Annotated in this window: 10 protein-coding genes; 4 read left to right on the top strand and 6 right to left on the bottom strand. The window is 63.7% G+C overall.

All coding sequences use genetic code 11. The annotated features are described in order from the left end of the window. The coding region (locus tag C515_RS21145; RefSeq protein WP_043649664.1) for an IS1595 family transposase at positions 1 to 553 on the top strand (553 nt) is incomplete at its 5' end. A gap of 6 nt (positions 554 to 559) precedes the next feature. Here the strand turns inward: C515_RS21145 and C515_RS0113900 are convergent. Continuing rightward, on the bottom strand, positions 560 to 898 hold the full coding sequence (locus tag C515_RS0113900; RefSeq protein ID WP_028456028.1) for a hypothetical protein: 339 nt from the start codon (positions 896 to 898) through the stop codon (positions 560 to 562). Positions 899 to 1,244: 346 nt separating this feature from the next. Here C515_RS0113900 and C515_RS0113895 point away from each other — a divergent pair, with 346 nt between their 5' ends. After that, positions 1,245 to 2,879, top strand: a complete 1,635-nt coding sequence (locus tag C515_RS0113895; RefSeq protein WP_028456027.1) for a methyl-accepting chemotaxis protein — start codon at positions 1,245 to 1,247, stop codon at positions 2,877 to 2,879. Positions 2,880 to 2,929: 50 nt separating this feature from the next. Here C515_RS0113895 and C515_RS0113890 read toward each other — a convergent pair whose 3' ends face one another. From C515_RS0113890 to dtd, 5 genes are read right to left on the bottom strand one after another with little or no spacing between them, the layout of a single operon-like run. Further along, positions 2,930 to 3,529: a hypothetical protein gene (locus tag C515_RS0113890; protein ID WP_051304952.1), complete on the bottom strand. Its 600-nt coding sequence runs from the start codon at positions 3,527 to 3,529 to the stop codon at positions 2,930 to 2,932. Next, positions 3,526 to 4,839 (bottom strand): adenylosuccinate synthetase, encoded by a 1,314-nt coding sequence (locus C515_RS0113885; protein WP_051304951.1) that lies wholly within the window; start codon positions 4,837 to 4,839, stop codon positions 3,526 to 3,528. Before C515_RS0113885 ends, C515_RS0113890 begins: the two co-directional genes overlap by 4 nt. Continuing rightward, positions 4,832 to 5,803 (bottom strand): hypothetical protein, encoded by a 972-nt coding sequence (locus C515_RS0113880; protein ID WP_028456024.1) that lies wholly within the window; start codon positions 5,801 to 5,803, stop codon positions 4,832 to 4,834. Before C515_RS0113880 ends, C515_RS0113885 begins: the two co-directional genes overlap by 8 nt. A 12-nt stretch (positions 5,804 to 5,815) precedes the next feature. Further along, positions 5,816 to 6,757 carry a serine/threonine-protein kinase gene (locus C515_RS0113875; protein WP_028456023.1) on the bottom strand — a complete coding sequence of 314 codons (942 nt, stop codon included), beginning with the start codon at positions 6,755 to 6,757 and terminating at the stop codon, positions 5,816 to 5,818. After that, positions 6,754 to 7,206 carry a D-aminoacyl-tRNA deacylase gene (gene dtd / locus C515_RS0113870; RefSeq protein ID WP_028456022.1) on the bottom strand — a complete coding sequence of 151 codons (453 nt, stop codon included), beginning with the start codon at positions 7,204 to 7,206 and terminating at the stop codon, positions 6,754 to 6,756. Before dtd ends, C515_RS0113875 begins: the two co-directional genes overlap by 4 nt. A 298-nt stretch (positions 7,207 to 7,504) precedes the next feature. On the opposite strand from dtd, the gene asd reads away from it, so the two are divergent. After that, complete coding sequence (gene asd / locus C515_RS0113865) at positions 7,505 to 8,614, top strand: aspartate-semialdehyde dehydrogenase (protein WP_028456021.1); 1,110 nt, start codon at positions 7,505 to 7,507, stop codon at positions 8,612 to 8,614. Positions 8,615 to 8,894: 280 nt separating this feature from the next. Next, positions 8,895 to 10,949 (top strand): PhoX family protein, encoded by a 2,055-nt coding sequence (locus C515_RS0113860; protein WP_028456020.1) that lies wholly within the window; start codon positions 8,895 to 8,897, stop codon positions 10,947 to 10,949. Positions 10,950 to 11,120 lie beyond the last annotated feature (171 nt).

The following is an 11,120-nucleotide window of genomic DNA, read 5'->3' as shown; positions in this document are numbered from 1 at the left end:
AGAGTCGCGGCTATTGCAGGGTGAAGTTCGTATTGATGATGCCTATCTGGGTGGAGAGCGCACTGGCGGCAAGGTTGGACGGGGTTCAGAAAACAAGGTGCCGTTTGTGGCGGCCGTTGAGTTGCATGACGGCCGCCCTTGGCGAGTTCGGTTCGATCAGGTCGAAAGCTTCTCACGCGCCAGTTTGCAGATCTGGGCGAAACAGGCGCTGGCACCCAATTGCCATGTCGTATCTGATGGGTTGGCAGGGTTTGCCGTTCTGGAGCAGCTCGGGCATCGGCATGATGCGGTGATCGCGCCGAAGAGGAAAGCGGGGACGGAGATCGAGCCATTCCGTTGGCTCAATACGCTGCTAGGCAACCTGAAGACGGCGCTGAGCGGGACATACCATGCGTTCAAGTTCAAGAAATATGCCCCCCGCTATCTGAGCGAGGTGCAGTATCGGTTCAACCGGCGATTCGAGCTTAAGGCCTTGGTGCCGAGGCTCGCTTTTGCCGTGATGCATACCAAACCCTGCGCAAGGCTTGCAATCATTGGGCTTCCGGAAGAATAGACATAATCAGGTGCTGACATAGGTGGCGATGCCCAATTCTCTGGCCGCGACCGAATCACCCCAGCAGTTTGCGACGTCGTTGGTGAAGCGCTGGCCTTCGTCCAGTGCCCGCTTGCACAGCGTATCGTCCCAGGGTACCGCCAGGCCTTCGGGAATCTGCATCTGCTTGCTGTTGCGGGAGAACAGAATGTGCTGCCGCATCTCGGCCAGATCGATCCGGGTCAGGTAGGTGGATTCGAGGTCGGTCACGAGTTCCAGCAGCATCAGCAGCTGGCGTACCAGCCCTTCCAGCGGCTGCCTTGATTCAAGTGCCTGGGAAATCTGGGCAATCAGTGAGACGGACATGGTGGCACGGGTCTTGTCTTGATGGGGGGGACTCCAATTGTCGGCCTTGCGCCGAAGCTGTCAAGCCTTGCCTGTCAGCGTGGCTGCATCGCCTGTCCGGCTGTGGCGATGCCCGACCCGGCAAGACGGATTGACTGATTTGCTGTGTCATTTCAGTGATGGTTTTCTGAAATATGAGAAGTTACTAATATATGCCGCTAGAATGGGCTTCCGACCAAAAACAAGTTTCGAATCAGTTTTGCTTTGATTAAATTGGATGCAGCGACCGTGCCCTTGCACATCGTGCATCCAGCGGTGCAAACATGCCTGGCCGCGCACCGAAAATCCGGGCAAGAGGAGATCTGCCATGCGCTGGTTTGACGACATCCGCTTACGCTACAAGTTGCTGATCAGTTTCCTGCTGTCCGGCGGCCTGCTGATCGCGACCATCCTGTTCTGCGTCTGGGAGATCCGGCAGGTTGGTGCGGCAACCCGCGATATTGCCACCAGCTGGCTGCCTTCCGTGCAGGCGGCGGGCGAAATCAGCCAGGTTCGATTGCGCTACCGCGTACGCAGCCTGGAGTACCTGCTGCCGGGGAGCCCCGAGGACAAGGCGAAGCTGGAAAAATCGCTGGAAAAGCTCGATGGCGAGGTTTTGCAGGCATTCAAGGGCTACGAGCAGTACATCGATCCCAACGATGCCGGCGAGCGCGAGCAGTTCAAGCTGGCGCTGGCCGCCGCCGGAGAATATCGCGATGTGGTGCTGAAGGCGGTCGAACTCGCGAAGACTGGCAACGAGGAGGGCGCGCAGAATCTGCGCAAGAACGAATGGGTGAAGGCGGCGAACAAGGTCCGCGACCAGATCGACCTGCTTGTGAAGCTCAACCGCGAGGGTTCCGATCGTGCGGCCAGGCAGGCCGAACAGCAGGTGAGCCGTGCGGTTTCGGCCGCGTGGGTGAGCCTCGTCGGCAGCGCCGTGCTGGCATTGCTGCTGTCCTGGCTGATCGCCCGGCGCATCGAGCGGCGGCTGGAGGCCCTTAACCAGGCCGCCAAGCTGATTGCCGCTGGCGATCTGCATACGACGCCGCCCGCGCTGGGCCACGACGAGGTGGGGCATCTGGCCGATTCGATTTCGACCATGCAGGATGCCTTGCGCCAGTCGATGGGTGAGGCGCGCCAGGGGGTGGGCGCGATCAACCAGGCCGCCGATACCCTGAAGCAGACCATAGACGAGATCGACCGTTCGTCCCGAATCCAGAGCGAAGCGGCAAGCTCGATCGCGGCCAATGTCGAGGAAATGGTCGTGGCCATCAATCACATCGCCAGCAACACGTCCGATGCCGCCGCTCTTGCCGACGATTCCGATCTGCGCGCAAAGGAAGGGCATCAATCGCTGGCCGAACTGTCCAGCCAGATTACCGAAGTGGCGCAGGTCGTGCGCGGCGCCGCCGAACAGATTGCCGAGCTGGCGCATGAGTCCGAGCGCATTTCCAGCATCGTGTCCGTGATCCGCGACATTGCCGATCAGACCAATCTGCTCGCGCTCAACGCCGCCATCGAGGCGGCTCGCGCCGGTGAAACCGGCCGCGGTTTTGCGGTCGTTGCCGATGAAGTGCGCAAGCTGGCCGAGCGCACCGCGCAGTCCACCGGCGAAATTTCCGCCATGGTGCAAGGAATCCAGGGGTCAACGGCAAGGGTGGTGCAGGGCATAGACCAGGGTGTGCAGCTGGTCGAGAGCAGCGTCGGGCTCGCGCAATCCGCCGGCGAATCGATCGCCAGCCTGCGCAGCATGGCGCAGCAGGTGGCGCACATCATCCGCGAGCTCAGCAGCACCCTGCATCAGCAGTCGGCGTCCTCCACCGATGTCGCGCAGAGGATCGAGGAGATTTCGGCCCAGGCCGAGCAATCCAGCCGCACGCTCAGCAATACTGCCGGCGCGGCCTCTTCGCTGAACCAGACGGCGGCCAGCCTGCAGCAGACCATCCAGCGCTTCCAGCTCTGAGTGGTGCGCCACGCCACAAACAGGCCGGGTGTTCCCGGTCCGTTTGCATTTCAGCGCTTGCCGCGCCCCAGGTAATCGTCCGGGGCGAAGTCGCGAAAAGCGATCAGCCCAAAATGGCCAGGTGGGCGATGCCTGACGGCTTCGATCTCATCGGGAGTGCTGGCGTGAAAGCTTTCGCGCTGAACTTCGATGAGTTGCCAGTCCTGGTCGCGGCGCGAAAAGGCAAAGGTGAAACTGTTGCTCCAGCGCCAGCCCGAGCCGCCGTAATGCTCGATGCGGAAGCCTTTCCTGCCGATGGACATGCCGGCCAGCGGGTCGCCGTACACGCCGCCGCACTGGCGGCAAAACACCGCCTTGTCGTTGTGGCTGTGCAGCTCCAGCCGGCCGGCATCATTGCGGCGCAGGATCAGCAGGCGGCGGCTGCCTTCCTCGTCGGCCTTCTCGACCTTCTCAATCCTCTGCAGCAGGAGCAGCGCATCCTGATCGCCATCGCCGTCCAGATCGCCACCGACGAGGCTCTCGAGCCGCCAGGGGCCATCGGGCTGCTGTGAGTGGATGAAGGTGGAGATTTCCGCGTGCAGGCCCTTGTCGGCATGGGCAAACGGGGCCAGCAAGACGGAAAGCAGCACGGTCGGCAAGGCGGGTTTCATGATTGCTCCTGTGAGGTGTCCCAGCAAATCGCGCTGCGAGCAGGGCCATCGCTGCTGGCCAGCACGGGCAAGCCGGTCGCTTCGGCAAGCAGCTGCAACACGTGGTCCCGCGTGCGGATCTGCTGCGTGTATTCGGGCTTCGCCGCAGACAGCAAGCGGGTCAATGCTTCCTGTTCGTCTGGCGTGGTGGGGGGCGCCAATCGCTGCCGGCGCTGCCCGTCGACCCGATAGGCGTCGCACCACTGGATTGGCGCGCGCGCAAGCGCGTCGACGTGGCTGAGCAAGAGGCCGTCAATGGGGCCGGCGCAGGCGAGCGCATAGCGCAGCAGCACGGCATCGAAATGCCCCCGCCTGAATGGCCCCTGCCAGCCGTCGTCAGCGTTGTGCGGTTCGCTCAGCAGGTCGAGCGCGGCGTCATGGGTGGGGAAGGGGCCGGCGCCGTGGCGGGTGTGGTAGCTGCGCAGCGCGCCGTAATGCGCGTGCGGCTCATCCAACCCGTAGTGGCGGGCAACCGCGGCTGCGGCCTGCGGACCGGTGCTGCTCCAGGTGGTGTGCGGGTGAAAGCCGTAGTGCTCGTCCAGCAGCATGCCTTGCGCGCCCTCGAAAATCACTCGGCCGTGTTGCAGCTGCCGGGCGATGCGTTCGCGGCTGGCGGGCGGGCTCAGCGCGACCAGCTCGCGCACCTGGCGCAGCCAGCGCTGCGGCAGGTCCGGGGACAGCAGTGGCGCAAGTTCGGTGGCAAAGCGTTCGTCGCCTGAGAATTCCGCGTGCAGCAGCTCGCGCTGGCGCTGCAGTTTCCCGAGCGTGCCCGCCGAGTCGACCAGCTCGCCATAATGCAGGCCGGCGTCCGGGTGAGTGATCGACAGTTCCACCGTCGCGCCAAAGCCCACGCCGCAGCTGCCGTGCGCCGCCGCGCCGCGTTGCTGCTCGCGCCAGCGCCCGGCGGCTTGCAGCCACGGCGTGGTGACGCGGCAGGCGGCGTCGATCAAGAGGCGTTCAAACAGCGGCGGGCAGCCTTTTGCCGCCAGTGCTGCGGCCTCATGCAAGAGGCCGCCAGGGTGCAGCACGAAAGGCGCGGCGAGCACGGTGTGAACGCGGGGCTCAAAGCTCGCTGCGGCAAATTGCGCGAAAATATGAAAGCGCCCGTCATCAAGCATGACGGTATGCCCCGCTTGCCCGCCACCGTTATAGCGTACGACGGTATACCCACCCAGTCTTGCCGCCAGCGCATCGACGAAGCGCCCCTTGCCGCAATCGCCAAAGCCCAGCCCGAACACCGTCAGCAGCCGTGTTGCGCCCAGCTCAGCCAAACAGCTTTTTCCACCAGGACGACGGTCTGGCCGGCGCACCCGGCGTGTCGAGATCGCGCTGCGGGTCGCTGGCAAACAGCGAGGTGCTGCCCTCGACCGCGCGGATCACCGCGCCGATACGCTCGCCGTCCACGCCGTTGGCCGCCAGTGTGCCGGCGATCTGGTCTGCGCCGGTGAGCACGCCTTCGTTCAGCGCAATCAGCGCGGCGGCGACCGCGCAGCTGTCCTGCGGGTCTTCCAGGCAGATCACATGGTCGCCCAGCAGCTGGCGCCACGGCTTTTCGCAATTTTCGCGGCGATTGAGCGCGGGGATCAGGAAATACAGGTGATAGCGTTCGGCTGCCGCCGCGATGACCTCGGCAATCGGCAGGTCCTCGTCGAGCTGGTCGCCGATCAGGCTGCCGACCTGGTGCTTCGAGACAGAGGGGTAGGGCAGCTCGTCGCCGGTCAGGAAGAGATAGCCCTTCTTGCCGCGTTTGTTCCAGTGATCGTGGTCGGTGTGCTGCGCGGCGATGTAGAAGGCCAGCTCGTAGCTTTCGTGGTTCTGGCCGCCGCCGCCGCCCTCGAGGTAGCTCCAGGTCAGCCACTGGTCCATCAGCTCGGCGGTCGATTCGAACTGGCCGACCTGCAGCGGCGCATCGTCGCTGGTCGCGTCGCCGATGGCCATGAACAGCAGTTGCGGGTGCGCGATGCCGAAATCCTGCAGCAGCTTCATGAAGCCCGGCAGCTCTTGCCGCGCCAGCAGGTCGGGGATGTGGCCCATCGAGCCGGTGACGTCCAGCGCAAAGGCGATCGGCACCGAATCGGGGTGATCCACGCTGTCACGTGCCTCGCGCACCTTCAGCCCCTGCGGGTTCATCAGCGCATGGCATTGCGTTTGCGAGAACACCTCGTCGCGCGACTGGTGGGCGCGGTCGGCGATCAGCGCGGAATGCGCGGCGTGCGAGTAATTGCCGTAACCCATGACTACTCCTTGTCAGTAGTGGCTTGGATGGAAATGAATGAAGCGCGGTGGCCCGAAGCTCTGCCGCGCGGCGCTTTTCAGCATCGCGTCGAGCTCGCGGGCACTGGTCGTGCGGCACCAGTCGTGTTTGCAGGTGTTTTCCAGCAGCGTGGCCAGCGGCTCGGGCAGTGTGTCGCGCAGCGTGGGTCGTTGATCATCGGAGGGATTGAGCAGCTGGCGGATCGTCCACGCGCTCTGGCGCAGATCGCCCGCCGCGCCATCCGCGCCGGCACGATGCAGGCGGCGCCAGCCGGTCAGCATCACGCCGTGGTCGCGCGGCTGCACCAGCCAGTGGTCGGCGCTCAGTGCGCCATGCGCCAGACCCTTATCGTGCAGATAGGCAAGCACGTCGAGCACGCGCCGCCAGATCCACACCGCATGCTCGGCGCGGATGCCGTCGCGCTGCCGGTGCAACACGGCAGCCAGGCTGCCCCAGTAGCCGGGCGGAACGCGCAGGGCCAGCACGCGCCGCCCCAGGTAGTCGCCTTGCGCGACCGGCTGCGGCACGCGGCGGCTGTAATACGCGCTGCCGGGGCCGTCGATGTGCTGCAGATCCTGCAGGCGGCTGTATTCGTCATCCAGATGCGCCGCGCAGCTTTTGTCGTGGGCGATTTTCAGCGTGATGCGCTCGGGGTAGGCAGCGAGACGCTCGGCCAGCCAGACGCTGGCCGTTTCGCCCGAGCCCAGCGGCGCGATCAGCCGGCAGGGCGCGCCGGCAAGCGTGAATTCGGGATTGAGCTGTGCATGATCTGCTGCTTGCCTGCGCATTGCCGCCTGAAAGCTGCTGCGCTCGACCAGCTTGGGGTTGCGCGTGACCAGCGCCTGGCAATACGGGCACGCCACCCGCCGCCACGCCGCCTGCTGTGGCAGCGCGCCGCCGCATTGCGGGCAGACGAGCGCGAGGAAGTCGCTCATTCCGGGTCCTTCGAATCCAGCATCAGCGTCACCGGGCCGTCGTTGACGAGGTGAACGTGCATTTCGGCGCCGAACACGCCGGTCGGCACCGGCCTGCCCAGCTTGGCGGACAGTTCTGCGACAAAGGCGTCAAACATCGGTTGCGATACGGGGGCGGGCGCGGCGCGGCCCCAGCTCGGGCGGTTGCCCTTTTTGTAGCTGCCGAACAGCGTGAATTGCGAAACGGCGAGGATGTCACCACGGATGTCGAGCACCGAGCGGTTCATCACGCCGGCCTCGTCCTCGAACACGCGCAGATTGCAGACCTTGCTGGCCATCCACGCCAGATCGGCCGCGCTGTCGGCTTCTTCGATGCCGGCGAGTACCAGCAGGCCGGCGCCGATTTCGCCGCTGGTCTGGCCGGCCACCGCGACCCGTGCTGTGCTTACGCGCTGCAGCAGTACACGCATTGCTGCTCTTCCTTGCTTGCTGTCTGGCCGGCCATCCTAGCGAAAAAGCGGCCGCCGGTCAGTACTGCGACAGCGGCATTGCTGGTGGCGTTTGCTATACGTGCCTGCTTATCGGGATGCAGCCATTTGCTGGATTGGCTTCTGGATGTATACCCTCATGGCCGTGCCTGGCCTTTTCCTGCCGTCCGCTCTGCCGTCCTGATGGGCTGTAACCGTTTTTTCCGAGGCTGGCATTGCCTGCGGGTTTTCTCTAATATCGGTGGTTCGGAATTGAAAACGCCTTATAGGGAATGCGGCAATGAAACGTGTAGGTCTCGTCGGCTGGCGCGGCATGGTGGGCTCGGTCCTCATGCAACGCATGCAGGAAGAAAAAGATTTTGATGTCATCGACCCGGTGTTTTTCACCACTTCGCAAGCCGGTCAGGCTGCGCCGAATTTTGGCAAGGATGCCGGCACGCTGAAAGATGCCAAGTCGATTGCCGACCTGAAAGAAATGGACGTCATCATTTCCTGCCAGGGCGGTGACTACACCACCGAAATCTATCCGCAGCTGCGGGCTGCCGGCTGGAATGGCTACTGGATCGACGCGGCTTCCACCAAGCGCATGGACGATGACTCCGTGATCATCCTCGACCCGGTGAACCGCAACGTCATCGACGACGCCCTGGCGCGCGGCATCAAGAATTACATCGGCGGCAACTGTACCAACTCCATCATGCTGATGGGCATGGGTGGCCTGTTCCGTGAAGGTCTGGTCGACTGGGTGTCTTCGATGACCTACCAGGCGGCTTCGGGCGGCGGCGCCAACCACATGCGCGAGCTGCTGAAGGGCATGGGCGTGGTGCACGGCGCGGTGGCCGACGAACTGGCGACCCCTTCGTCTGCCATTCTGGACATCGACCGCAAGGTCGCCAAGACCATCCGCGAAGACGTACCGACCGAATTCTTCGGTGCACCGCTGGCGGGCGGCCTGATCCCGTGGATCGACAAGCAGCTCGACAACGGCCAGTCCAAGGAAGAATGGAAGGGCCAGGCCGAAGTGAACAAGATCCTCGGCACGCAAGCCACCATCCCGGTTGACGGCCTGTGCGTGCGCATCGGTGCCATGCGCTGCCACTCGCTGGCGCTGACCGTGAAGCTGAAGAAGGACCTGCCGCTGTCCGAGATCGAAGCCATCATCAAGTCCGGCAACGACTGGGTGAAGTGGGTGCCGAACGACCGCGAAATCACCGTCAAGGAACTGACCCCGGCGTCCATCACCGGTGGTCTGCAGATCGGTGTCGGCCGTGTGCGCAAGCTGAACATGGGCGCGGAATACCTGTCGGCGTTCGTGATCGGCGACCAGCTGCTGTGGGGCGCGGCCGAGCCGCTGCGCCGCATGCTGCGCATCCTGCTCGAAAAGCACTAAGCCAGACTGTCGTGCGCAGTACAAAAAACCGGGGTGAATGCCCCGGTTTTTTTATGTGCAGTCATTGTCATCTAGATGACATCTGGCTGGAAACAAGCTGTAACGCTCCTTCCGGATAATCCGCCCGTTCTGCCCGCGCCCGTCCTGAAACGGGGCCAGCACCGTTGTGCGCCGCCGACTTGCCGTCCCGGCGCCCCGGTAGTACTGCGCGCCAGTCCGCGCGGCAGAAAGCCTGTTCGGCTTACCCGAATCACAAGACCAATCCACTGGAGCTTCAAGAATGAGCGTTATTGACAAGGACGACCTGCCGAGCAACCCGTCTGCCAACGAGCATTTCAACGATGTCGTCGAGCGCGCCGTATCGCGCCGCGCCCTGCTGAAGGGCGGCGCAGGTCTGTCGGCCGCGATGTTCCTCGGCGGCATGCTGAGCGCCTGTGGCGGCGGCAATGGCGGCAGCAGCGCCACGCCGACTCCGGTACCCACCCCCGTGCCCACCCCGGTGCCGAGCGCGCTGGGTTTCAAGGCCGTGGCGACCTCCAGCGCTGACAGCATCGTCGTACCGCAAGGATACAAGTATCAGGTCATCGCCCCCTGGGGCTCGCCGCTGTTTGCCGATTCGCCGGCCTGGAAGCCCGATGGCTCCAATACCGGCGATGAGCAGGCTCGCCAGGTCGGCGACAACCATGACGGCATGACCTTCTTTGCGATGACCGACGCCGCCGGCAAGGAAAAGAGCGACGAAGGCCTGCTGGTGGTCAATCACGAGTATTGCAATTACGAATACCTGTACAAGCTGGAAGCCGGCCAGCCGCCGCTGGAGCCGTGGACGCTGGACAAGGTCCGCAAGGCGCAGAATGCGCATGGCATTTCGGTGATTCATGTGCGCAAGGTGGGCGGCCAGTGGGAAGTGGTGCTCAACTCCATGTACAACCGCCGCCTGACTGGCAATTCGCCGATGCAGCTTACCGGCCCGGTGGCCGGCCATGCGCTGGTGAAGACCGCCGCCGATGCGGCTGGCGTGAACGTGCTGGGTACGCTGAACAACTGCGGTAATGGCTACACGCCCTGGGGCACCTACCTGACCTGCGAGGAAAACTTCAACGGCTACTTCGGCGCCACCGACCCGGCCTTTGCCGCCGACCCGCTCCAGAAACGTTACGGCATCGACAAGGCTGGTTTTGGCTATCGCTGGCATGAACTGGACAACCGTTTCGACGTTTCCAAGACGCCGAATGAGCCGAACCGTTTCGGCTGGATTGTCGAAATCGATCCCTTTGACCCGAAATCCACCCCGAAAAAGCGCACCGCGCTGGGCCGCATCAAGCATGAAAACGCGGCGGTGACGATTGCCAAGAGCGGCCATGTCGTCGTGTACATGGGCGATGACCAGGCCAATGACTACGCCTACAAGTTCGTATCCACCGGCAAGTACGACCCGGCCAATCCGGCAGCCAACCGCAATCTGCTCGATAGCGGCAAGCTGTATGTGGCCAAGTTCAATGCCGGTGCGGTCAGCGGCGACATGATGGGCAGCGGCGAGTGGGTCCTGCTCGACAAGGTGGCCAATCCGGTACTGGCCGCTGACACCCGTTTTGCCGATCAGGGCGAATTGCTGGTCAAGACCCGTCTGGCTGCCGATGCCGTTGGCGCCACCAAGATGGATCGTCCGGAGTGGGTGACCGTACACCCGCAAACCGGCGAGGTGTACATCACCATGACCAACAACAGCGGCCGCTCGACCACCGATGAGGCCAATCCGCGTCCGAAGAATTCCTGGGGTCAGATCGTGCGCTGGCGCGAAGCCGGTGGCGATGCCACCGCGACCAGTTTCGAGTGGGACCTGTTTGTGCTGGCCGGCAACCCGCTGGCCTTCCCGGACCGCAAGGATCTGCGCTCCGGCTCGGCGAACGTGACGACCGACAATACCTTCAACAGCCCGGATGGCCTGGCCTTCGACAAGTCCGGCCGCCTGTGGATCCAGACCGACGGCAACTTCAGCAATACCGGCGATTATCTGGGGCAGGGCAACAACCAGATGCTGATTGCCGATGTGAACAGCAAGGAAATCCGCCGCTTCCTGGTGGGCCCGTCCGGTTGCGAAATCACCGGCATCAGCTGGACACCGGACCAGAAGACCGTGTTCATCAATGTGCAGCATCCCGGCGAAGTCGGCAATCATCCGAACAAGCCGGCACTGGCGGCCGGCGAGACGATGGATCAGCTGCTGGCCAAGAACCCGCTGGCCTTCTGCAAGTGGCCCGATGCGGCTGGCGGCCGTCCGCGTTCCGCAACCGTGGCCATCTGGCGTGAAGATGGCGGCATCGTGGGGGCCTGATCGCCCGCGCGGCCTGCGGTAAAACAAACAACCCGGCTCAGGCCGGGTTGTTTGTTTGTGATGATGCACATGGATTTGTCTACGTATATGGCTGTGACCAATGCTGGGCGTTGCTTGCATTGGTATGGGGTTGTAGGTATGGTGCGCCTCACGCCTCACGCCTCACGCCTC

This window comes from Chitinilyticum litopenaei DSM 21440 (genome assembly GCF_000428145.1).
Taxonomy (GTDB): domain Bacteria; phylum Pseudomonadota; class Gammaproteobacteria; order Burkholderiales; family Chitinibacteraceae; genus Chitinilyticum; species Chitinilyticum litopenaei.
This window is presented reverse-complemented; position numbering and strand designations above follow the sequence as displayed.